Source organism: Microcoleus sp. D3_18_C4 (assembly GCF_036702355.1).
In the GTDB taxonomy this organism is placed as follows: Bacteria; Cyanobacteriota; Cyanobacteriia; order Cyanobacteriales; family Microcoleaceae; genus Microcoleus.
Map to the genome: position 1 here is coordinate 63,026 of NZ_JAUBTF010000006.1, position 23,835 is coordinate 86,860.

14 protein-coding genes are annotated in these 23,835 nt (G+C 45.4%); 6 read left to right on the forward strand and 8 right to left on the reverse strand.

All coding sequences use genetic code 11. The annotated features are described in order from the left end of the window. The 3 genes from QUA90_RS04660 (at position 1) to QUA90_RS04670 (ending at position 4,033) form a co-directional block, all read left to right on the forward strand. The gene (locus tag QUA90_RS04660; protein WP_333444082.1) at positions 1-2,226 is read left to right on the forward strand and encodes a WD40 repeat domain-containing protein; all 2,226 of its coding nucleotides are present in this window, start codon (positions 1-3) and stop codon (positions 2,224-2,226) included. Beyond that, a complete protein-coding gene (locus QUA90_RS04665; RefSeq protein ID WP_333444084.1) occupies positions 2,223-3,347 on the forward strand; it encodes an ATP-binding protein in 1,125 nt (374 codons plus the stop codon). Before QUA90_RS04660 ends, QUA90_RS04665 begins: the two co-directional genes overlap by 4 nt. Before the next feature lie 104 nt (positions 3,348-3,451). Beyond that, positions 3,452-4,033 carry an HAD family hydrolase gene (locus QUA90_RS04670; RefSeq protein WP_333444086.1) on the forward strand — a complete coding sequence of 194 codons (582 nt, stop codon included), beginning with the start codon at positions 3,452-3,454 and terminating at the stop codon, positions 4,031-4,033. Between the two features lie 15 nt (positions 4,034-4,048). Here the strand turns inward: QUA90_RS04670 and QUA90_RS04675 are convergent, their stop codons facing one another. From QUA90_RS04675 to ftsH2, 5 genes are all read right to left on the reverse strand, one after another. Further along, a complete protein-coding gene (locus tag QUA90_RS04675) occupies positions 4,049-5,278 on the reverse strand; it encodes a response regulator (protein WP_333323729.1) in 1,230 nt (409 codons plus the stop codon). Positions 5,279-5,284: 6 nt separating this feature from the next. Beyond that, positions 5,285-8,212 (reverse strand): PAS domain S-box protein, encoded by a 2,928-nt coding sequence (locus QUA90_RS04680; RefSeq protein ID WP_333444088.1) that lies wholly within the window; start codon positions 8,210-8,212, stop codon positions 5,285-5,287. Between the two features lie 128 nt (positions 8,213-8,340). Beyond that, on the reverse strand, positions 8,341-9,630 hold the full coding sequence (locus tag QUA90_RS04685) for an aminopeptidase P N-terminal domain-containing protein (protein ID WP_333323733.1): 1,290 nt from the start codon (positions 9,628-9,630) through the stop codon (positions 8,341-8,343). 224 nt (positions 9,631-9,854) lie between these two features. Beyond that, complete coding sequence (locus QUA90_RS04690; protein ID WP_333385861.1) at positions 9,855-10,265, reverse strand: hypothetical protein; 411 nt, start codon at positions 10,263-10,265, stop codon at positions 9,855-9,857. Between the two features lie 133 nt (positions 10,266-10,398). Further along, entirely contained in the window at positions 10,399-12,285 is a 1,887-nt protein-coding gene (ftsH2, locus tag QUA90_RS04695; RefSeq protein WP_333082514.1) for an ATP-dependent zinc metalloprotease FtsH2, read from the reverse strand. Between the two features lie 391 nt (positions 12,286-12,676). On the opposite strand from ftsH2, the gene QUA90_RS04700 reads away from it, so the two are divergent. Then, complete coding sequence (locus QUA90_RS04700) at positions 12,677-13,759, forward strand: ParM/StbA family protein (RefSeq protein ID WP_333082516.1); 1,083 nt, start codon at positions 12,677-12,679, stop codon at positions 13,757-13,759. A gap of 20 nt (positions 13,760-13,779) precedes the next feature. Next, positions 13,780-14,298, forward strand: a complete 519-nt coding sequence (locus QUA90_RS04705) for a hypothetical protein (protein ID WP_333323739.1) — start codon at positions 13,780-13,782, stop codon at positions 14,296-14,298. Positions 14,299-14,615: 317 nt separating this feature from the next. Here the strand turns inward: QUA90_RS04705 and QUA90_RS04710 are convergent, their stop codons facing one another. The 3 genes from QUA90_RS04710 to QUA90_RS04720 all read right to left on the reverse strand — a co-directional run bounded on the left by QUA90_RS04710 (position 14,616) and on the right by QUA90_RS04720 (position 17,579). After that, positions 14,616-15,539: a hypothetical protein gene (locus QUA90_RS04710; protein ID WP_333323741.1), complete on the reverse strand. Its 924-nt coding sequence runs from the start codon at positions 15,537-15,539 to the stop codon at positions 14,616-14,618. A gap of 246 nt (positions 15,540-15,785) precedes the next feature. Continuing rightward, positions 15,786-17,183 carry a magnesium transporter gene (mgtE, locus tag QUA90_RS04715; RefSeq protein WP_333323743.1) on the reverse strand — a complete coding sequence of 466 codons (1,398 nt, stop codon included), beginning with the start codon at positions 17,181-17,183 and terminating at the stop codon, positions 15,786-15,788. Between the two features lie 153 nt (positions 17,184-17,336). Next, on the reverse strand, positions 17,337-17,579 hold the full coding sequence (locus tag QUA90_RS04720) for a hypothetical protein (RefSeq protein WP_333444090.1): 243 nt from the start codon (positions 17,577-17,579) through the stop codon (positions 17,337-17,339). A gap of 754 nt (positions 17,580-18,333) precedes the next feature. Here QUA90_RS04720 and QUA90_RS04725 point away from each other — a divergent pair. Next, positions 18,334-23,802, forward strand: coding sequence for a PAS domain S-box protein (locus QUA90_RS04725; RefSeq protein ID WP_445300089.1), 5,469 nt, complete (start codon positions 18,334-18,336; stop codon positions 23,800-23,802). Positions 23,803-23,835: the final 33 nt, after the last annotated feature.

The window sequence follows — 23,835 nt, forward strand, 5'->3', positions numbered from 1 at the left end:
ATGGGAGAATTTGCTGAGAAGTTAGAGGCCCAACCACTTTTCTTTCAACGTGCTTATCTGGGCAGCTTACTGCCAAATTATGTCAAGTCTGGAAATTTAGGAAAATATTATCAAACGCTGACAGATTTTAACTTCCTGATGCCAAAGATTCAGCATCCTGAGTTTGGACTGCAGGCACTGATTGATGATTTCAATTTGGTTGACGATTCAGAAGCATTAAGTCACCCAGAGTACAACTCAGAAAAAGTGAAAGCCCTGAACTTGATTCAAAGGGTATTGTGGATGTCAGCCGATATTTTGGATCAAGATAAGACACAACTCGCAGAGCAATTGTGGGGGCGCTTGGTACATTTGAAAATACCAGAAATTCAGGCAATGCTGGAGGTAGTCAAACAGCGGAAAGTAACACCTTGGTTGCGTCCGTTCACACCCTGTATCACTCCCCCTGGCAGGGGACTGATACGCACTCTTGCGGGTCACAGCGATTGGGTAAAAGCAGTAGCCGTCACTGCTGATGGGAAACGAGTGATTTCTGGTTCAAGAGACAACACTCTCAAAGTCTGGGATTTAACAACTCGAAAGGAAGTGTTTACTCTTGAAGGCCACAGCAACTCAGTAAATGCAGTAGCCGTCAGTGCTGATGGCAAGGTAGCGATTTCTGGTTCGTGGGATGACACCCTCAAAGTTTGGGATTTAACAACTGGAAAGGAACAGTTTACTCTCAAAGGTCACAGCAACTCAGTAAAAGCTGTAGCCGTCAGTGCTGATGGGAAACGGGCGATTTCTGGTTCAAGAGACAACACTCTCAAAGTCTGGGATTTAACAACTCGAAAGGAACAGTTTACTCTCGAAGGTCACAGCGACTCAGTAAATGCAGTAGCTGTCAATGCTGATGGAAAGAGAGCGATTTCTGGTTCGTCAGACAACACTCTCAAAGTCTGGGATTTAACAACTCGAAAACAACTGTTTACTCTCAAAGGTCACAGCGATTGGGTAAATGCAGTAGCCGTCAGTGCTGATGGCAAGCGGGCAATTTCCGCTTCAGATGACAACACTCTCAAAATTTGGGATTTAACAACTCGAAAGAAACTGTTTACTTTTAGAGGTCACAGCGACTCAGTAAATGCAGTAGCCGTCAGTGCTGATGGCAAGCGGGCAATTTCTGGTTCCTGGGACACCCTCAAAGTCTGGGATTTAACGACAGGAGATGAACAGTTTACTCTTAAAGGTCAAGGTTACTCTGTAAATGCTGTTGCCATCACTGCTGATGGGAAGCGGGCAATTTCTGCTTCAGATGACAAGACCATTAAAGTCTGGGATTTAACGACAGGAGATGAGCAGTTTCCTCTCAAAGGTCAGAGCTACTCAGTAAATACAGTAGCCGTCACTGCTGATGGTAAACGGGCGATTTCTGGTTCATCGGACAAGACTATTAAAGTCTGGGATTTATCAACTGGAAAGGAAGAATTTACTCTCAAAGGTCACAGCGACTTGGTAAATGCAGTAGCCGTCACTGCTGATGGCAAACGGGCGATTTCTGGTTCGGATAACTTCACCCTCAAAGTCTGGAATTTAACAACTCGAAAGGAACTGTTTACTCTCCAGGGTCACAGCTCCTCAGTAAATACACTAGCCGTCACTGCTGATGGGAAACGGGCAATTTCTGGTTCGGACGACCTCACCCTCAAAGTCTGGGATTTAACAACTCGAAAGGAACAATTTACGCTCATACGTCACAGCAATTCGGTAAATGCAGTAGCCATAACTGCTAATGGCAAGCGGGCGATTTCTGCTTCATCGGATAAGACCCTCACAGTCTGGGATTTAACAACTGGAAAGGAACGGTTTACTCTCAATGGTCACACCAGTTCGGTAAATGCAGTAGCCGTCACTGCTGATGGCAAGCGGGCGATTTCTGGTTCGTCGGACAGCACCATCAAAGTCTGGGATTTAACAACTGGAAACGAACTGTTTACTCTCAATGGTCATAGCAACTCGGTAAAAGCAGTAACCGTCACTGCTGATGGCAAGCGGGCGATTTCTGGTTCATCGGACAACACCCTCAAAGTCTGGGATTTGTCGAATGGAAATGTCATTGCCAGTTTCACTGGTGAAAGTGCGATCGCCTGTTGCGCCATTGCACCCGATGGACTCACAATTGTGGCAGGCGACGAATCCGGCCGCGTATATTTCCTGCGCTTAGAAGGGATGGAGGCACTAACATGAATTCCTCACCTCTGCCAACTCCCATCTCCACCGCTGCTTACCCAAAAGAATTTCAGCAACTCCTGCGAGAAAAAACCGAGAATTTTGTCGGGCGCAAATTTGTATTTTCTGCCATTTCCGACTTCCTAAACTCCCACAGCCGCGGTTATTTCACAATTGTCGGCACTCCCGGCTGCGGCAAAAGTTCCATCCTCGCCCAATATGTCAGGGCCCATCCTCGCAGTATCTATTACAACGCTGCAGTTGAGGGCAAAAATCGAGCTGAAGATTTTCTCGCTTCTGTCTGCACTCAACTGATTGACAAATACCTTGCCGCCAATGGGGAAACATCGGAAAATGTCAAGCTAAGATCTCAACTTCAAAATCTCGAATCCGATGATGGGAGTTGGTTTCTGTCTTTGTTGCTTCAGCAAATTAGCGATAAATTAGCCGATCGCCAAAAGTTGATAATAGTCATTGATTCTGTAGACGCGATCGCCCGCACCAGTCAGCCTCCCAGCACAAATCTGTTTTATCTGCCGAGATATTTGGGCGATCGTACTTATTTTATCCTCGCCCGCCGCCCGTTTTTGAGAGAGAAATCCGGTTTGTTAATTGAAACCCCTTCTCAAACTCTCGATTTAAGAGATTATCCCGCCCAAAATCGCGAAGATGCCCTGAACTACATTCAGCAATACCTATCAACCGCACCGGATTTAACTGCACCGGAATTGGGTCAACAACTCGCAACTGTCAGCGAAGACAATTTCATGTATCTGAGTCAGATGTTACCTGCCATTAACGAGAATTCACGCCCCGATGCTAATCTGGGGGAGTCCTCACTTGTCTCTGAACTTCCTCCCGGTTTAGCAGCGTATTATCAAAACCACTGGCTGCGGATGAGAGGTGATGCTTTATCGGCGATCGAGTTGTCTGTGCTGAATGTTTTGGTACAATCAACAGCAAGTTTATCTGTAAGTGCGATCGCCAATATAATTGATCAGGATGAATACGATGTTGAAAAGGTGTTAGACAATTGGATCGAGTTCTTAAATAAGCAGGAAATCGGAGGAGAAATTTGCTATAGTTTGTATCATAATAGTTTCCGCGAATGGCTGGAAAAACAATCTATTTTAGAATGACGAGTTTACCTAGACTTGCATTTCTTCTCTTCAGTCCGCGCAGTCGGACTTTGTTTGTGTAGACGCGATTTCAATCGCCGAGTTATATCAAAAACAATACAACAATGAAACCAGCAGTATTTCTTGACAGAGATGGCGTTCTCAATATCGAAGCCGGCTACATTCACAAAGTAGAAGATTTGCATTTAATCCCCGGAGTCGCCGAAGCTGTACGCCGTTTAAATGACAAGCAAATATTTTGCTGTTTGGTTTCCAATCAATCCGGCCCGGCGAGGGATTATTATCCGGTTAGCCACGTAGAAGCTTTGCACAAACGCCTCTGTCAGCTATTAGAAAATGAAGCAGGAGCAAAGTTAGATGCTCTTTATTACTGTCCTTATTTAAGCGCAGCAGAAGGCGGAACCAACCCAGAATTTACGCGGTATACAACGTGGCGAAAACCGAATACAGGGATGTTGGTAGCCGCTGCTTGGGAACAGGATTTAGATTTGCGAAATAGTTTTATGGTGGGGGATAAAGCGACTGATGTTGATATGGCTCACAATGCCGGCTGTACTGGTATTTTGGTGCAGACTGGTTACGGAGAAAGCGTGTTGAGTGGGGAGTATCAGCACCATACTAAACCTGATTTTGTTGCAGCAAATTTAGCCGTGGCGGTGGAGTGGATTTTGCAACACTTTGATTAGTGTTTGTAGGGGTATTTAAGTTCTTTCTCGTTGAGTCCTACAGGAAAGTGCTACGTAAGGAAGCGCGACTGTGAAGGTTGTACCGATGCCCATTTTGCTTTCGCAGGCGATCGCGCCTCCTTGCAATTCCACAGCTTTTTTAACAATTGTTAATCCCAAACCATTACCTTTAATCTTCCCAGTATTCTTGCAGCGGTAAAACATTTCAAATATTTTCCCTACTTCAGTTTCTGGGATGCCCATACCTTCGTCTCGGATACGCATAATTAGTAAGGGAGAGTTAATATTGGTAAATTGGGAATTGGGAAACAAACACTGAGGAGATAAGCCGAAAATAGCTTCTTTGTCTCCTTCGCTTGCTGGACGGCATTCCAATTCCAAGGTGACTTGCCCGCCGTTGGGAGAATATTTGATGGCATTGACGATTAAGTTAGAAATAATACCGTGCAGCAATTGTTGATCTAACATCGCGCTGGTAACATCTGAAGGGATTAATGTTAGTTTGTGCTTTGCTTCATTTCCTAACTGCAATTGATCGAGCAAGTTTTGACAAAACTCGATTAAATTTATCGGTAATGGATTGCATTTGAGTTGGCCTGATTCTGCCCTGCCCATGAAGAGCATATCGTCGATTAGCTGGTTCATCTTTTGGGTAGCTGAGTGCACCAGCCGCAGGGTTCTAACTTGGGATTCGTCACTGCTGCGAGTTCGATCGAGATCCAGAAGTTCCGCAGAAATTAAAATCGCGTTGAGCGGGTTCCGCAATTCGTGAGCGGCCATGGAAATATACTGGTTTTGGCGGTGCGATTTTTCTTCCACCGACTCTCTGACTGCTTCCGCAGCTTTGAGAGATTCTCGCATCTTGGTTTCGATTTCGTGTCTGTGCATGGCAATCTCGATCGCCACCCGCAAATCATTTTGTTGAAATGGTTTGATAATATAACCGAACGGATCTGTAAGTTTCGCTCTTTGCAGTGTTTGATCGTCGGCATAAGCGGTTAAAAATATTGTTGGCACATTTCTATTAGTTCGGATTTTATCGGCTGCTGTTACCCCGTCCATGTCCCCTTTAAGCACGATATCCATCAAGACTAAATCGGGCGGGTTTTCTATCGCTTTTTGAATAGCTTCTTCTCCTGAAGAAACTGTAGCTGTGACTGCATATCCCAGTTTTTTCAATCGACCTGCTATGTCTTGGGCTACAATAACTTCGTCTTCTACAACCAAAATTTGTATAGGGTTCATTTTTCGTTAAATACGCTGCCGATAATTTAACTCTTGGAAAATCAGAGTGTAGCAGGTTCCCCGCTGACTGTCAATGGCAATACTTGCCTCTAATTGGTAAGCCAACATTCTTACTAATCGCAATCCTAATGTTTCAGTATTTTTCACGTCAAAATTAGCCGGAAATCCGCGACCGTTATCTTGAATAATTAAATGAAATTGATGACTACTTGTTTCATTAAACTTAATAGAGATCTCACCATTTAAATTAGATCCAAATGCGTATTTTAAAGAGTTAGAAACCAGTTCGTTAATAATTAAGCCACACGGAATAGCGGTTTCTATGTTTAAATAAATGGGGTCAACTTTGAGGTTAAATTGGATGGAAGTGTTGCCACAACCAAAAGATTGATACAAATTAGCAACCAAATTTTCGACATAGGGGGACAGGGCGATCTGATCGAGATTTTCGGATTGATACAATTGCTCATGAATCAAAGCCATTGAATGGATGCGAGTCTGGCTTTCTTCAAATAAAGTTAGCGTTGCTTCGTCTTCAATATATTGAGCTTGAAGCTGCAGCAGACTGGAAATTACCTGCATATTATTTTTGACTCGGTGGTGAATTTCTTTCAGCAATACTTCTTTTTCGCGGAGTGCTCCTTGAATGCGGGCTTCGGTAAATTTGCGATCGCTAATATCTTCGCCAATACCCGCGATGCGGTAAATTTTGCCCGATTCGTCGTAAATGGGAAAAGCTCGATCGCACACCCAGCGCATTGTGCCGTCTGGCAGAAAAATGCGATATTCGGTACTGGTGGACTCGCCCTGCAACACTCGCCCCATTGCCTCTTCCAACAAATGTTTATCTTCTGGATGCACCCACTCCATCATTTTTAAGGGCTCAGCATACAATTCTTCGCGACTGCGCCCCCAGATTTGTTCGTAAGCTGGACTCAGATACAATAAATCGGTGAATTCCGCAGACATTAGCCAGACGGAATCTTGGATAGTTTCTGCTAACTGGCGGAAGCGTTCTTCACTTTCGCGGATGGTTTTTTCTGCCTGTTTGCGTGCGGTAATATCTACTGCAATGCCCACGATGCGGTAAACTTTACCCGATTGATTTATAATCGGAAAAGCCCGATCGCGAATCCAGCGGATTTTGCCGTCCGGCCTGACAATTCGATATTCTATCTCGTCTTCAGACTCAATTTGTCTAGTTAAATTACCAATAACCCGCTCGCGATCTTCTGGATGGAGGGAATCTGCAAAAAAGCGCCCGTTAGCATACAAATCAGCGCAGCTTCTGCCCCAAATCTTTTCGTAACCCGGACTGATATAAATAATTTCCTGGGGTTGAATGCCTACCATCCAAAACACGCTTTCAATGTTTTCTGCTAGCTGTCGGAACCTTTCTTCGCTTTCTTTCAGCGCTGCTTCGGTTGCTTTGCGATCACTAATATCTTCTGTCACTACTACATTATAAATTGCCCCACTCAGCGGTTCTTGGATGAGCGATACAGTAATATTTACCCAAACTACAGTGCCGTCTTTGTGCAGCAAGCGTTTTTCCATTTTAAAACTGTCAATTTCCCCGGCAAATAATTTCTTGTTTTGTTCTAAATCTGCATCTATATCTTCTGGGTAAGTAACGTCCATCCAAGTGCGCGACAGCAGTTCAGTCGCAGTATATCCCACTATCTCGCAGAATTTTTGATTGACTCGCAAATAGTGGCCTGTTTCGTCAGGGTGGGTAATGCCGACTGCCGCTTGTTCGACGGTTGCCCGAAAGCGTTCTTCGCTATCTCTGAGGGTTGCTTCTGCTTTTTTGCGATCGCTAATATCCCGCTGCACGCCAAAATACCCGACGATTCTGCCGTGGGAATCATAAATGCAAATATAGTCGCCTTCCACCCAAATTAGATCTCCGTCAAACTTGCGATTGTCATTTTCGATATGAATCCGGCCTTCATCAAAAAATTGCTTGATTATCTCTCTGCTGCCAGTAAAGTTGTTGGAAAATAAAGAGTCAAGCGTGCGGCCAATAAACTGTTCCCTAATACCTCCGTATTGGGCTATCAAAGCATCGTTCGCCTTCGTTACCCGCCCGTGAGTAAATACGTAATCCAAGACTTTCTCTTTGTCAACTGTATCGTCCCAGTGTACTGGTTCGTCCAGCATCACAAAGAAAAAGCCATCTAAAGATTGCGAGAAAAACAATTCTAGCTGTTCCTGGCTTTGCCGCAGAGCTTCTTCGGCGCGCCAGCGAGAAATAATTTCTTCCTGCAATTGACTATTGGCTGTTTTTAAGTCTTCAGTGCGCTTTTGATATTTAATTTCTAGCTGATTTTTGATTTCTTCCAGCGCTATTTCTGCCTGTTTTTTTTCGGTAATATCTTGAGTAAGAACCAGTCCTGCAAAAATTTCTTCCCGGTCGTTTTTGACGGGAGCAATTGTTGTTGAATAAACGCGATTGCCGTATTTATATTCAAAAGTATTCTCTTTTCCTGCCAAAGCTGCGCGATATGTAGTCTCAAAAAGGGGCAAATCTTCAGGTGGCGATACTTCCCACAATGTTTTGCCTTCCAACTGTTCTTTGGACAAACCAACTACTGCCAAACCTTGACCATCAACCAGAGTATAGCGCAAATCGCGATCGAACAAAAATACCGAACCATTCGGATAATGTTTGATGAGAGTTCGGTACATTTCCTGGCTTTTTTCCAGAGATGCAATTAACTGAATGCGATCGTCCTCGGTGATATCCGATTCAGTTGCCCAACCCGAAATGCCAGGATTCTCGACTGCTTTGAGTTGTGCTTCTAATTTCTGGCACAATTCTCTCTGCTGCTGCAAATCCTCTTCAAGTTGTAGAATTTTTGCTTTTTGCTCTGCTACTAATGCTTCGCAGGTTTCCAGAGGTCGATCGATCTTGGTAGGATCAATACACATAAGCGCTCTTTGTTTGGCAGTTGCGGACTTGAGCTTTTTCAAGCCAATACTAACAAAGCTCAAGCCTTCACTGCTAACTTAATTAATCAATCTTTCTTGACTTCTGCCCAAAGCCTTCTACTTTTCCTTTATTTAGGAACTCCCGCCGTCAAGACTTCATGACTTTCCAATGTCACCAAAACATCATCTTCAATTCTCACGCCAATACCGCGCCATTTTTCAGGAACCTCCGGCTGTCCTTCAACGGGTTTAATATAAGGAGAAATATAAATCCCCGGTTCCACCGTCAGCACTTGTCCTGCCTGCAAAACTTGCGGATTTTCGCCGTACTGATAAACCCCGACATCGTGCACATCCAATCCCAGCCAATGACCAGTGCGGTGCATATAAAATGGCTTGTATTTCTCTTCTTTAATTATCTCTTCAATGTCCCCCACCAAAAGTTTTAAATCCATTAAACCTTCCACCAAAACGCGCACCGCTGTTTCATGAATTTTGCTGTAAGGATTTCCGGGATATACTTGACTAATTGCCTGCAATTGTGCTTGCAAAACTAAGTCATAAATTATCTGTTGTTCGGCTGTAAATTTGCCGCTAACAGGAAAGGTGCGAGTAATATCGGCGTTGTAGTACCCGCAGGCACAACCAGCATCTATTAGCAACAAATCGTTTTCCTGCATTTGGCGGTTGTTTTCGATGTAGTGGAGGACGCAGGAATTGTAACCTGATGCAACAATTGAAGGGTAAGCGGGAGTGCAGCCATTTAAGCCAAAAGTATGTTCTATTTCCGCTTGAATTTCATATTCGTATCTGCCCGGTTTGGCGAATTCTTGGGCGCGGTTGTGCGCTGCAACTGAGATATTAGCGGCTTTTCGCATTAATGCTAATTCTGTTTCGCTTTTCACCAGCCGCATCGGGTGTAAAATGATGTTGGAATCTTCGATTGCTGTGGGGCCTGTGCCGCGTTTCGGGTAGGTTGCCATCAAGCGCTGCCAGTGATTGAGGACTGTTTGGTTGAAAGTACGATCGCGCCCGAAGTGATAGTATATGCGATCGGCTTTTTCTAAATATTTCGGCAATTTTTCCGCAAGTTCGGCAATGGGGAAAGCTTCATCCGCGCCGTACAATTCTTTAGCGCCTTCTACTCCGGCGCGATAACCATGCCAAGTTTCTTTTTCCAAGTCTTTTGGCTGCACAAACAAAACAAACTTGTGTTCTTCGTGGTGCGGCGCGAGCACTGCTACCGCCGCAGCTTCATTGAAACCGGTTAAGTAGAAAAAATCGCTATCTTGTCGGTATGCGTATTCTACATCGTTGTGCATGACGGCTGCGGGCGCGCTGCGAAATATGGCTGTCCCGCTGCCAATTTTTGCCATTAATTGTTCGCGTCTTTGCCGATACTCTGTGGGGTTTGTCATCCGATTTTAGATTTTAGATTTTAGATGGAATTTAATATTAACACTCATCCGATTTTAGATTTTAGATTTTAGATGGAATTTAATATTAACACTCATCCGATTTTAGATTTTAGATTGATTTTAATATTAACACTCGGCGGTTTAAGCCGCTGATTTTACGGGAACACAGGCACAACCCGCAAGCTAAGGGTTGAAGATATAGTTACTCTGTGTTTTTTTTCTACTTATTTATTCTCTTGTTCTGCGATCGCCAATTTACAAGTATAGTCAACTAGCCGAGACAAAGATGAGTTGCGATCGACTAAAGTCCATCTCGGATCGAAATTCGACCAATTTTCGCCATCTTCGCTAACTCGGACGGTTCTAAACTGTCGCTGCTGGCAGTTGACTTCCATTTGCGCCAACAATTTCTGGTTCCTAAACTTTTGAGTTCCTAAAATAGTTCTGACTGGATAAGAGGGAGCACCGGGAATATCGGATTTGCTTAATTCAACGCTGCTGGAGTCGATGCAAATATCTACAAAACATCTTGATTTTTCGGCGCGGGCGCTCAAAGTATTGAGTGAAAAAAATATCCAAGTTGCTATTAAAAAATATGACAGATTCTTAGTATGTATGGCAAATGTAGTATTCATCTGCGTTAATTGGCGTTTAGGGGCGGTTTAATATTATTGACAGTTTAATAAAAAAGTAGGGACGTGGCAATAGTCTTGCGTCCCTACTTTTTAAAGACACAGCAAGGCCGTGTCCCTAATTTTTAAACAAGTCTTAAAGCTGAGGAACGTATTGTTCTTTTTCAGGAACAAAAGTGTATTCAGAGACGATTAGGCGCAACTCTTCGCCGTCGATGGTTTCTTTTTCAATTAACAAATCGACTAAGCGATCGATCACAGTGCGATTTTCGCGAATAATTCGGCGGGCGTCGTCGTAGCAATGATCGACAATCGATCGAACTTGTCCGTCAATCCGAGAGGCTATTTCTTCGGAATATTCCGATCGCGCTGTGTAGTCCCGGCCGAGGAAAATTTCGCTTTGCTGGGCTTCCAGGGCGATCGGGCCCAAGGTAGACATCCCATAGCGAGTCACCATTTGCCGCGCCATACCGCTTACTTGCTGCAAGTCGTTGCCGGCACCGGTGGTTACTTCGGCATCTCCGAAAACTACTTCTTCGGCTGCGCGACCACCCAAAGCACCGCTAATCCGGGCTAAAATTTGCGATCGAGAAATCAAACCTTGGTCTTCGCTGGGCATGAACCAAGTCAAGCCGCGGGCCTGTCCGCGAGGAACTAAGGTAACTTTTTGAACTGGATCGTGGGCTTGAATGATTGTACCGACGATCGCGTGGCCGATTTCGTGGTAAGCAATCAAGCGCTTGCTCTTGCTGTCCACCAAAGGAGTGCCTTCCATACCTGCTACCACGCGATCGACTGCATCGTCAACTTCGAGCATCGTAATCGCTTCTTTGCGGCGGCGGGCGGTTAAAATAGCCGCTTCGTTGAGCAAGTTAGCCAAATCAGCGCCGGTAAAACCAGGAGTGCGGCGGGCGATGGCGTCCAAAGAAATCTCTGGAGACAGCTTTTTGTTGCGCGCGTGAACTTCCAAAATTTCCAAGCGGCCTTTAATATCCGGCGTATCTACGCTAACTTGGCGGTCAAAACGTCCCGGACGCAGCAACGCTGAGTCGAGCACGTCGGGGCGGTTTGTGGCAGCAATGATGATAATGCCAGTATTGCCCTCAAAACCGTCCATTTCGGTCAGCAACTGGTTCAGGGTTTGTTCCCGTTCGTCGTTACCGCCACCGATACCGGCGCCGCGCTGACGACCGACTGCATCGATTTCATCGATAAAGATGATGCAAGGAGCATTTTCTTTAGCTTTCTTAAACAAGTCGCGGACGCGGGAAGCGCCGACACCGACGAACATTTCCACAAATTCCGAACCGGAGATGCTGAAGAAAGGCACGCCGGCTTCGCCTGCGATGGCTTTTGCCAGCAGGGTTTTACCGGTTCCGGGAGGGCCAACTAGCAACACGCCTTTGGGAATCTTCGCCCCGACTGCGGTGAAGCGTTCGGGTTTTTTGAGGAATGTCACCACTTCTTGAAGTTCTTCTTTGGCTTCCTCAACGCCTGCTACGTCGTCGAACAGTACGCCTGTTTTAGCTTCCATTTGAAAGCGAGCTTTGGATTTGCCAAAGTTCATGGCTTGGCCCGGGCCGCCGGGAACGTTGCCACCGCGGCGGAAGAGGAAAAACAGCCCTCCTACTAACAATAGGGGAAATACTAGATTGCCTAAAAGTCCCCAGACAGCACCGTCGTTGCGTAGTGGGTGAGTGTCAAAGCTGATTTTGGAGTCTCTGAGCCTAGAAACCAGTTCCGGGGCATTTGAGGGCAAGTCTACCCGCCACCGCTGCTCGTGATTGTCCAGTTCGGGATCGACTGCTAGGACAATAGCCGTCCGACCTCCGTCGTAAAGGTCAACGCTGGTCACTCGACCGGCGTTTAAGTAATCTAAGAATCGACCGTAGCTCAGGCGGGTGCTGGCGGTGTTCTTGCTCATTTCTGCGGGGGATGGCGCAAAGGCTCCCTGCCACAAGAAAAAGCCGATGACTAAGGCGGGTAAAGTCCAAAGTAGTATAGTTCGCCAAGAAATTTTCATAAATGAGGATGCCTTGATTTGGGGACAGATCGGGTAAGATCGCGGTGTGGGAGAAGTGCGACAAAAGTTTACACTCAGAATCTTAACTAAATTTAACTTAACAATGCACTCTCAGGCAACAGGCCGTATTGCCGCGATCGATCGAGAATACTCCTCGACCGAAACCATCCAGGGTACAAGCCCCCGGACCGCGGCCCCTGTTGTCGCCTCTAAAATCTAAAATCTAAAATCTATTAAGGGCGATCGTCCCGAATATAATGTTTGGTGCTGATTTCGATACCGATCTAGGTAGAGTTAGAAGAATCGCCGCTTTCACCCACTGTCTTTAAGCGTGGCAGTGTCAAGGGATAAGGCATGATAATGGTGAGGCTCAGTGAGGTAATACATTTCAATGACAACTAGACAGCTTGTTCCTAATTCGGCTATGCTGACCCAGCAGACTAAAGTCGCTTCTAACAAATCGATTATTAGTGCTGATTTGGGTCGGACGGCAACTAAAGCTTGCGTGAGTCGCAACCCAAGTAGCGTTGTTTTCATCCCTGCCAACGTGGCTACTATGCCCGTGGAAAAGGTGCGGGGTGGCAGCTTTGAGTCCAAAGCAACAGACCCTCTGTTGGATATGTGGCTGGAGTACCAGGGCAGGGGTTACGCTATAGGTCAATTGGCGGCAGATTTTGGCGCTAATCTCGGTGGCGCTGACCAGTCGAAAGTAGTAGATGCTTTGGTTAAGGTCTTTTCCTGTGCAGGATATTTCCAGATGAAGGGCGAAATAGCAGTTGTGCTGGGTTTGCCGTTTTATTCGCAGGATCAGTTTGAGAAGGAAAAGGAAGAGATTATCAGCCAACTGCGCTCTCCCCACGTTGTGGTGTACCGGGGCGAGCGTGTGGATATTAATATCAGTCATGTTTGGGTGATGCCGGAAGGGTTCGGCAGCCTGATTTGGTGCGAGGCTCAAGATAACAAGGAGTTTACGCCGGAGTTGCCGGAACTGTCGGTGGCTGTTGTGGATATCGGACACCAAACTACCGATTTGTTAATGGTCGATCGTTTCCGGTTCGCCCGGGCGGCTTCAAAGAGCGATTCCTTCGCAATGAACAAGTTCTACGAACAAGTTGCCTCAAAGATTCCGGGGGCAGACCCTCAATCTCTGTCTTTACTGGAAGCGGTGAATAAACCCGAAGGCCAGCGTTTCTACCGTCCCAGAGGAGCGACTAAGCCGACTAATTTAGATCCGATTATTAAGGATTTGCGGGAGGCTTTCGCTAACGAACTGTCCGAACGTTTGGTGCAGTGGCTGCCGGAACGTGTGACGGATGTGGTTCTGACTGGCGGCGGCGGCGAGTTTTTCTGGGAGGTATTGCAACCTTTGCTTAAAGACGCCAATCTTAAGGCTCACTTGGCTCAGCCTTCCCGGAAAGCTAATGCTTTGGGACAGTTTATTTATGCTGAGGCTCAGCTAGCCACGATAAAGTAACGCATTAAGGCTTGAACCCTATGGCACTGTGGGCAAAAAATAAGGCGAATTTCTCCGTGGCGTTTACGGAAGATGCTGCGGATCAAACTTTGCTGGCCGCTATTGAAAAAGAGTTGGCTTTCACGAAGTATCAGACTTTCAGCAATCTCTGCAAGCAAGCTTTGTGGCAGTTTTTGTCTGTATCTGAGTCTGCTAGCTCTACACAGAGCTTTCAGCGGTTGGAACAGCGTATTGCTGAACTTGTGGTCAAATTTTCTGAGTTTGAACACAATGTTTCGGCAGAGGAATTAAGCCGTTTGGAGGGACTGGAACATCACCTTAGTCAACTCAGCGCGCAGTTGGATCAGTTGCAGGGGAGTGTTAACAGTAAGTTTGCTCAAGTTTCTTTTGCCCCAGTTTCAAAAGTAGTAGAGCCTGGCCCGATTGAGTCTGAGTCTGTTGCGGATGATAATGTAGTGTCTGATGCTGAAGTTGTTCCTCCTCGGAATTCCGATCCTTTGTTGGAGCGTTTAAGTTCTTTGTTACCCCAAGATTTCTAAAATGAGGTAGACCAAGGCTAAAAAGCCTTGAGATGTGATGTTGGTGACCCGCTGTTGGCAGCAGGTACTGAATACAGAAACAAAGCGATCGCTCTTTTGAAAAAAAAGGGCGATCGCTTTGTTATTTGTCCGTTGTCCGTTGACTGTTGACTGTTGTCTGTTGTCTGTTTTCTGTGGTTATACCAATTTTAAAAAAGAATGCAACAGTATTCTTGTCCCCCCGCAATGCAGCGGGGGGGCTAGGGGCGGTCGAAGAGTGTTGCACGATTTTAGAGAAATGGTATTACCAATTACCAATTACCAATTACCAATTACAATTATTTGATTAATCCTAATTTTTGTAATCGCGAACGAATGGCACTAGGCTGTCGCTGAAATCTCTGAGCTAATTCGCCAATTTGTTGACCGCTAGCATATTCTTTTTTCAAATTCTCGTCTTCATCCTGACTCCACTTGACATAAGCTCTGGGATATTTCTGGCGAATTTTCTCATTCTGGGTTTTAGGTCGATAACCATTCTTTTGCTCGGCATTCAAACCAGAACCAAGCTGTGGGTTAATTTCCCCACCGCGACTAGCTAGCGCTTCTTGGACCCGGTTGGGAATCACAGCAATTTCTTCTGAGAGTTCCGCCAAAGCATTGTCTACTTTTTGCTGAAGTTCTGTTAGCTGCCGCTGCTGCAAATTTCCCCACTGCGGCAGTTCGTTGATAAACTGCTGCAAGTCCAGAATTATTGTTGTCAAAGTTTCGACTTGTTGCAACTCCGGTCGCTGTTTGAATTGGCGGCTGGTGAGTTCGATCTCGCTTTGAATCATTTTAATAGTTTTTTCTAAAATTATTAGTCGCTGGCGCAGGTTCTCAATGGCTGAAATTAGAGAGTGTACGTTTTCTCCAGGCGCAACATTGAGATTTTCGCGAGATGTTTGAGCAAGAGCTTCGTCTAAAGCATTTACAGCAAGTTGCAATTGCTCGATCGCGCGATCGGTAGTAGCTGCTTGTTGATTTACGCGATCGAACGTGGCCGCCGTACTTGCTTTAACTTGCCTGTGCAGCTTCTGCCGATTCACAAAATTCAACACCAACGCAATCACTACAGGCACTTGAGCATAAACGCTCTGTTCCCAAACCAAGCTAGCAGCCAATCCCACAGCAGAGGCAGCAATAAAAACCACTTCAGCAGTTTCTAACAAATTGCTGGACCTGGGATTTTGGATTTTCGTTGGTGAATTGGATGATGACATAGGCTAATACCATTTTAGATTTTAGATTTTAGATTGTAGATTTTAGATTGGGAATGACTGATGAAGCTCGGAGTTTAGAGCACGGGCTTATAGTTGCATTATTTTTTTCAACTGGTACAAGTATGCGGATAAAAATAAAGTACGCGCGATGGCAGATATCCGGTATGTAATCGCACGTAAACCCCGAATTTAGCAGTGGTGAAAAACAGATTAAGTTTTTTATTCACAGCCATGTAATTAAATATATTAAAGCTGCAAAATTTGTCGAGCTAAAGTGAAATAAATCAAGACCCCGAGGACATCAACTGCGGTGGTAATAAAAGGAGCAGACATTAAAGCCGGGTCTAAACCCAAAGAACGAAATAGAAACGGCAGAGCTGAACCGGCAAGAGAAGCTAAAATTGCGATCGCAAACAAACTCACTCCCACCGCGAGTGCCACTGGTAAACTCCCTTGCAAAGTATAAGCCCAGCCCGTCGCTACAGTCCCCAATATAGCTCCTAGCAGCGCTCCCGCCATCCCCTCGCGCACAATTACTTGAAACGGCCCCATTGCTGTAATTTCATCAGTGTTCAAACCGCGAATTACAACTGTTGAGGACTGAGCTCCGACATTGCCTCCAGTGCCAGTCAGCAGGGGAATAAAAGCTGCTAAGGCGACTACTTGGTTCAAAATATCTTCTTGAGCTCTAATAATTGCGCCGGTGACAGTATTAGTTAAAAGCAGAACAAACAGCCACACGACTCTTTTCCGGGCAACAGTGATTAAGTCGGTCTGAAAATAATTGTCGCCGCCGGACTGGACGCCGCCCAAGGTATAAATATCTTTGGCTGCTTCTTGTTCTAAAATGTCGATCGCGTCGTCAACTGTAATGATCCCGACCAGCCGCTGTTCGCGGTCTACAACGGGCACAGCTAAAAAATCGTAACGCTGGATCAGCCTAGCTACTTCTTCTTGATCCGTTCCTGTTTGAACAGAAACTACGTCGCGGGTCATAATTTCGCCGACAGTTTTGTCCAAGGGGGAAGTGACTAAATCCCGCAGGGATAAAATACCGGTCAAGCTGCGTCCGGCGTCGGTGACGTAAAGAGAATAAATTGTTTCGGTAGTTCTAGCCAAAGAGCGAATTCGGTCTAAAGCTTGGGCGACGGTAAAGCTTTCTTTGAGAGAAATATATTCCGGGGTCATGATCCGACCGGCGGTACTGGCTTCGTAACCCAAAAGTTGAGCCGTAGCTTCCCGTTCCGTCGGGCTCAATTCACCCAACAGGCGACGGACTAATATTGCCGGCAGTTCGTCAAAGAGTTTAGCTCGATCGTCCGGGGACATTTTGTCTACAATGTCAATGACTTCTTGGCGTTTGAATTTTTCGCAGAGTGACTGCTGAACGCTGGAGTCGAGATATTCGTAAACTGCGATCGCTTCGTCTTTGGAAAGCAAGCGGAAAGCTATTACTTGCATGGTTTCTGGCAGGCCTTCGATAGCTTCAGCTATGTCTGCTTCCTGCACCGGGTGCAAAATCGCTTTTGCTCCTTTAAAGTCTCCTTCTTCCAACAGGGCCCTTAACTGCGATCGAACTAATTCCCGCAGTTCTTTTCGCGCGTAGGTGGGTAGAGAAGACGATTGATAACTTTTTTCTGTCACTGATGACCCTCCTAAACCTGTGCTGCGCGCCTTCCTGAATCCAGTTTAGAGCGTATTGACGCCACTGGTTGCAGCGATCGGACTTGCCATGACAATATCCACACCTGACCCCTATTCTTCGGGTGCGCGCCGAACACCTTGCCCGATTTGGGTTCAAATACATTTATCTTGAGCGGCGACACTCCTCGGTAGGAAAGGAGAATTGCGCCCGATCACTTTTTCCAACAGGTTCGTCGAACTTTGATTGCGAATATAATTATTGACTGTTTCTTTCCATTCAGTGTCACTTGCTGGCAGGATCATGCCGTAAGAAATGCAGGTTAAAGGCTGCTCCGGTATAACAGAATATTGGCTTGGAGTTAAACCCTGTTTCAGCGCTTCTCCTACTAACAGCATTCCGTCGCTAGCGAAGGCATCGATTGCTCCTGATACCGCATCTTCTAGACCAGACTACCTGCCCGCGATACCTTCATACAAAGATGTAACGCTAGGATTTAGACTCTCATATCACATCAAGGTATAGGGAACAGGAAAATTATTTTATGTAGGAATGGATCTCAAAAGCTGCATCTGAATAGTGTAGAATTATCACACAAAAGATGTGACATTACAAGGTGCGTATTGTGGGATAAAAATTCTTTTCGCTCTTAATTTTATTACGGAATGTTTAAACTTGTATCTTTTCCTTAACCATTTTATATTCTTTACCAAATCTTTATTTTTTTTGTATAGGGTCTTGTTATCGTTGCTTCAAGCGAGCTTACAGCACTTTGCAACAAGAGTGAAGTACCCCTTAGTTAAAAAATAGGTCTTTATGACACACTGCCCCTGCTGCTCGACTCAAATGCTCCGTCACGTTCGCCAGCATCAAATCTACTGGTTTTGTCGCCAATGTTGGCAAACAACACCTATTTACAATCTGAACAGATATTGCTCATCGCCCTCTCTTAATCTAGTTAGAGGGCTAGGGCTTAATGAACAACATTCTTTGTCGGTGGAATCTAATAGGTCACTTGAGGCAGATAAAGTTTAGATATTGTCTTATGCCTAACTGGTTTTCACGCTAGAAACTTTTTTTTATTGCCTCATTAAATTACCCAACTCTAGCCCAAGAAAGGGAATACAGATCTATTTATCTATCGCTTAATTTATGGTAATCCCTCGACTCAACGTAATTAGAAGTTTATGCCAAACACGACTTAAACGATTGCTACCTCTTTTGCTTGGTGTGGTGGCTTCTCTTGCTGTTTTATTTACGTGGCAACAGCTAACCATCAACGGACAAATTCACATTGAGCAGTTAATTCAGCAGGAAGCCAATGCGATTCAGTCAAAACTGACCGAAGAATTATCAATTCGGATGCTGACACTTCGACAAATGGCGAATCGCTGGGAAGCAAATGGCGGTACACCAAAGGCTCTTTGGGAAGCCGATGCTGAGGCTTATGTAAAGGATTTCTACGGTTATCAGGCGATCGCATTAGTTGATCCATTATTTAAAGTGCGATCGATTGTGCCACTGGCTGGGAATGAGGCAGCGCAAAACCTAGATCTTAATCTGGAAATGCGTCGCAAAATCACTTTGCAAGTGGCTCGTGATTTGCGTCAACCTATGTTAACTCGCAATGTTTCCCTCGTTCAAGGGGGTCAAGGATTTCTAGCAACTTTTCCTTTATTTGTAGGGGAGCGGTTTGATGGGTTTATTGTCGGAGTTTTTAAGTTTAAAACTCTATTTGACAGTATTTTAAAAGTGCCATTTGGGTACAAGGTGGCTATATATGATGACACGAATTTGATCTACGGTCAAGAGCTTTTGTCTCAATGTTTACCTCTTACAACAGTTTTAATAAGAGCCTATAGTGCCGAGTGGCGAGTTGATCTTTATCCAAATTTAGATTTAGTAAAAGAGGGTAAATTGTATTTACCAACAGTTGTGTTAATTGGGGGATTGAGTTTAGTTTGGCTGCTGATTTTGGTCATGTATCTCGCACAAGTTAGTTATCGCGAAGTCCATCAATTCAAAAAAGCCAATCGCCAGTTGCAATGGGAAATTCACCAGCGACAACAGGCAGAAATTGCGATCGCTCGACTAGCTGCGATCGTTGAATCTTCGGAAGATGCCATTATCAGCAAAGATTTAGAGGGTGTAGTTACAAGTTGGAATGTAGGAGCCGAAACAATTTTTGGCTATACAGCGACCGAAATAGTAGGGCAATCAGGGAGAAAACTGATTCCCGCAGACTATCGAGATGAGGAAAACGAAGTTCTCACCAAAATCCAGCGAGGAGAACGCATCGAACACTACGATACAAAGAGGCTGAGGAAAGATGGAACATTAATCGATGTCTCGATGAGTGTGTCTCCCATTAAAGACGAAACAGGGAATATAATTGGAGCCTCAAAGATTGCCCGGAATATTGCTGACCGCAAACAAGCAGAAGCAGCACTACGTGAAAGTGAAGAACGCTGGGAACTTTCTGTACGCGGGAATAATGACGGCATTTGGGATTGGAATGTTCAAACCAATGAGATCTTCTTTTCTAGTCGCTGGAAGGAAATGCTGGGCTATGAAGACCATGAAATCCAAAACATTTTAGACCAATGGGTTAATTTGATACATCCCGATGATTTGGGATGGGTGATGCAAGCCGTTCAAGATCATTTTGCCAAGAAAACTCCTTTTTATATCACAGAACATCGCATTCGCTGCAAAGATGGTTCCTACAAATGGATTTTGGATCGCGGTCAGGCGCTGTGGGATGATGCAGGTAACGTAATTCGGATGGCTGGCTCTCACACCGACATTACAGAGCGCAAGCAAGCTGAAGTTGCTTTACAGGTAAGCGAAGCCAGATATCGGCAATTGATCGATAACTTAAATGCGGGTTTTGTGATTCATGCGACAGATACCAGCGTCCAATTATGTAATGAAACGGCTGCTGAATTACTAGGGTTTTCAATGGATCAAATACTGGGAAAAACCGTGAGCGATCCGGGATTGCATTTGGTACGCGAAGATGGCAGCGTTATGCCCCTAGAGCAATATCCCGTGAATCAGGTTTTATCCACTGGAAGTTCCCTCAAAAATTATGTTTTAGGAATTAAAAAAGGAATTGAGAGTTGTGTATGGGTATTAGTTAATGCCTACCCGGAGTTCGATCCAAACGGTCAAATCACACAAGTTGTAGTTACGTTTATTGATATTAGCCAGCGCAAAAAAGTAGAGCTGGAAATCCAAAAAACTCGCAATTTCTTACAAGCACTGCTGGATAATTTACCAGTAGCGGTTTTTGTTAAGGACGCACAGCCTAAACGATTTGGCGTATTTCAGTTTTGGAATAAAACCAGCGAACGGTTATTTGGCATATCAGCCGAACAAGCGATCGGCAAAAGTGGCTATGATTTGTTCCCAACAGAACAGGCTATCTTTTTTGACAAAAAGGATAGAGAAGCCTTTGAGAAAGGTAAGACTGAGGATATTCTCGAAGAAGTCATTGACAGTCATAGTCTGGGCAAATGTTGGCTGCATACGGTGAAGATTCCCATTTACGACGAGCAGCATCAGCCCCAGTACCTACTTTGTTTTTCAGAAGATATCACCGATCGCAAACACGCAGAAGCAGAGCTTAGAGAACTGAGTGAGGTGATGAAAAATGCGCTGTCCGGCATTTCAAAAGTGGATGTACAAGGACGTTACCTCTATGCCAATAAAGCATATTCTGACGTGACAGGCTATCAGCCAGAAGAAATGGTGGGGATGTCTTGGGAAAAAACCGTACATCCCGATGAGTTGAAAAAACTGGTTGCGGCCTATTGGCTGATGGTGCAAGAGGGCCGAGTTGAAGTTGAAACGAAAGGAGTCCGTAAAGACGGTTCGGTTTTTTATAAGCAATTGGTGATGATTTCAACTTACGACGAACAGCACCAATTTATGGGGCATTACTGCTTCATGAAAGATATTAGCGATCGCAAAAAAGCCGAACTTGCACTAGAAAAGGAACTCGTGCGGAGTAAAACCTTCTTCAACACTTCACTGGACGGTGTTGTGGTCATGGATCGCATCGGAAAAGTTGTCGAAGCTAGCTCCAGTTTTGCTCAAATGCTGGGCTACACCCTAGAAGAAACCCTGAATCTGAGTGTGTTTGATTGGGATGCTGAATGGACGAAGGAAGAACTACAACTTATACTCCAGAGAGAGGAGGTTATTCCGCTGTTTGAGACGCGACATCGCCGCAAGGATGGTTCCGTGTATGACGTGGAAATTAGCTGGAACCGGGTGAAATTAGAAGATGAGATGATGAACTTCTGTATCTGCCGGGATATTAGCGAACGTAAACGCAACGAAGCCGAGCGCCAACAATCCGAAATCGAGTTAAAAATCTCTCAAGCGCGATTTGCCGGAATTTTAGAAATTGCCAGCGATGCGATCATTTCGATCAATACCAATCAGCAAATCACTTTGTTTAACAAAGGAGCAGAACGAATTTTTGGTTACGCCGCTGAGGAAGTTTTAGGAAAACCCGTGGCGATGTTGATGCCCTCGCGCTTTGCAGAATTTCACCATCAGCACATCGGCGAGTATGCCCACAATGGAGCCTATGCAAGGCAAATGGCAGGGCGAGGAGCCATTTTTGGACGGCGCAAAGATGGCACAGAGTTTCCGGCAGAGGCTTCGATTTCCAAGATCGAGATCAACGGTGAAATTATTTTTACTACCTTTCTGCGAGATATTACGGCTCGACAACAGGCAGAGGAAGCTCTGCGCTATCAGAAAGAGATGTTTCAGACGATCGTCGATAATATCCCAGTGATGATTGCTTTATTTAACAGGCAAGGTCAAATGGAATTGCTCAACCCGGAATTTGAAAACATTTTAGGTTGGTCGCTAGAAGATTGGCAGCAAAAAGATATCTTAGCTGAGTGTTATCCTGACCCAGTTGATCGTCAAAATGTCGGGGACTTTATGTTATCAGCAACCGGCAAGTGGCAAGATATGAAAACACTGACTGCCACCGGACAGCAGTTAGAGACATCTTGGGCAAACGTGCGGCTTTCTAGCGGGCATTTTTTGGGCATTGGGCAAGATATCAGCGATCGCAAACAAAAAGAATTGGCACTGCAGCACGCAAGGGAAGCAGCAGAAGCAGCGAACTTGGCAAAAAGTACCTTCCTAGCCAATATGAGCCATGAATTACGCACTCCTCTCAACGTAATTCTAGGATTTGCTCAGGTAATGACCCATGACCCCTCCCTAACTCCCAACCAAAAACAAGACCTGGAAACAATTCGGCGCAGTGGAGATCACCTCTTGAGTTTGATTAACGATGTGCTGGATCTCTCGAAAATTGAATCGGGACACTGCACAGTTGAAGAAAGCGGATTGGACTTAATTGCGCTGCTGCATTCCCTCCGAAATATGTTGGCGGAACGAGCAAGTTCTAAAGGACTTGACCTTTGTTTCGAGATTGCGCCAGAAGTTCCCCAATTTATGCTTGTCGATGCTCAAAAACTGCGCCAGGTTTTGCTGAATCTGCTGAGTAATGCCATCAAATTTACCGATCGGGGAAGGATTAGTTTGCAAGTCAGCATTGAGGCGGACGGTACAGGGGCATTAACCACAACTCGGCCGATTCTCCAGTTTGTAGTCGCTGACACAGGTGTAGGGATGGCATCGGTCGAACTCGATACTATCTTCGATGCGTTTGTGCAAGCCCAAGCTGGGAGACGATCGATCGGCGGTACTGGGCTAGGTCTCACCATTAGCCGCAAATTGTTGGAACTCATGGGCGGAGAAATTTCTGTCAGCAGCACTCTGGGAGAGGGTAGTACCTTCACCTTTACCCTTCCCGTCAGCCCCATCAGTGGAGTTAATGTTACACCCGAAGAGAATAATCGCCTCGTGATTGGGCTGGCTCCGAGTCAACCGGATCATCGCATTTTGGTGGTTGACGATCAAGCAGAAAATCGCTTGCTAATGGTCAGATTACTGACACAATTAGGATTAGAAGTAAAAGAAGCTACCAACGGACAGGAAGCGGTGCAGATTTGGCAACAATGGCAACCCGACCTCACCTGGATGGACATTCGGATGCCCGTGTTAGATGGATACGAGGCTACGAAGCAAATTCGGGCAATGGAAGACGGACAGAAGAGTATCATTATTGCACTTACGGCCCAGGCTTCCCAGAGCGATCGCGCCCTAGCCTTGGCTGCTGGCTGCAACGACTACATCAGCAAGCCCTTCCGGGAACAGACCCTATTTCTTAAGATGGGGGAATACCTAGGTTTAGAGTATGTATATGAGGAAGAGGACACAGAAAAAGGGGAACGGGGAACAGATTGTTTTCCTTCTGATCTCTGTTCGGTTTCCTCTTCCGTTTCTGATTCCCTCGATCCAATGCTTCTGGCGACATTACCAAAAGAATGGGTGGTTCAGTTGGAAGATGCTGCTTTATGTGGGGATGATTTTGCGATCGTTGGACTGGTAGCTCAACTTTCCTCAGAACTCGCTCAATTCGGTATTCATCTGACCGAACTCGCCAACCAGTATCAATTTGAGAAAATCCTTAATCTAATTCAACGTAATTTCCCAAGTGGAATCCGTCCATTGGATTTATAAGGTGTTGTGCAGTTAAACGTTTGATTAGGACTA

What these genes read in the sequence shown, in the direction of transcription:
- QUA90_RS04660 (WP_333444082.1), top strand. Translation starts at nt 1, where the DNA reads ATGGGAGAATTTGCTGAGAAGTTAGAGGCCCAACCACTTTTCTTTCAA.
- QUA90_RS04665 (WP_333444084.1), top strand. Translation starts at nt 2,223, where the DNA reads ATGAATTCCTCACCTCTGCCAACTCCCATCTCCACCGCTGCTTACCCA.
- QUA90_RS04670 (WP_333444086.1), top strand. Translation starts at nt 3,452, where the DNA reads ATGAAACCAGCAGTATTTCTTGACAGAGATGGCGTTCTCAATATCGAA.
- QUA90_RS04675 (WP_333323729.1), bottom strand. Translation starts at nt 5,278, where the DNA reads ATGAACCCTATACAAATTTTGGTTGTAGAAGACGAAGTTATTGTAGCC.
- QUA90_RS04680 (WP_333444088.1), bottom strand. Translation starts at nt 8,212, where the DNA reads ATGTGTATTGATCCTACCAAGATCGATCGACCTCTGGAAACCTGCGAA.
- QUA90_RS04685 (WP_333323733.1), bottom strand. Translation starts at nt 9,630, where the DNA reads ATGACAAACCCCACAGAGTATCGGCAAAGACGCGAACAATTAATGGCA.
- QUA90_RS04690 (WP_333385861.1), bottom strand. Translation starts at nt 10,265, where the DNA reads ATGAATACTACATTTGCCATACATACTAAGAATCTGTCATATTTTTTA.
- ftsH2 (WP_333082514.1), bottom strand. Translation starts at nt 12,285, where the DNA reads ATGAAAATTTCTTGGCGAACTATACTACTTTGGACTTTACCCGCCTTA.
- QUA90_RS04700 (WP_333082516.1), top strand. Translation starts at nt 12,677, where the DNA reads ATGACAACTAGACAGCTTGTTCCTAATTCGGCTATGCTGACCCAGCAG.
- QUA90_RS04705 (WP_333323739.1), top strand. Translation starts at nt 13,780, where the DNA reads ATGGCACTGTGGGCAAAAAATAAGGCGAATTTCTCCGTGGCGTTTACG.
- QUA90_RS04710 (WP_333323741.1), bottom strand. Translation starts at nt 15,539, where the DNA reads ATGTCATCATCCAATTCACCAACGAAAATCCAAAATCCCAGGTCCAGC.
- QUA90_RS04720 (WP_333444090.1), bottom strand. Translation starts at nt 17,579, where the DNA reads ATGCTGTTAGTAGGAGAAGCGCTGAAACAGGGTTTAACTCCAAGCCAA.
- QUA90_RS04725 (WP_445300089.1), top strand. Translation starts at nt 18,334, where the DNA reads ATGGTAATCCCTCGACTCAACGTAATTAGAAGTTTATGCCAAACACGA.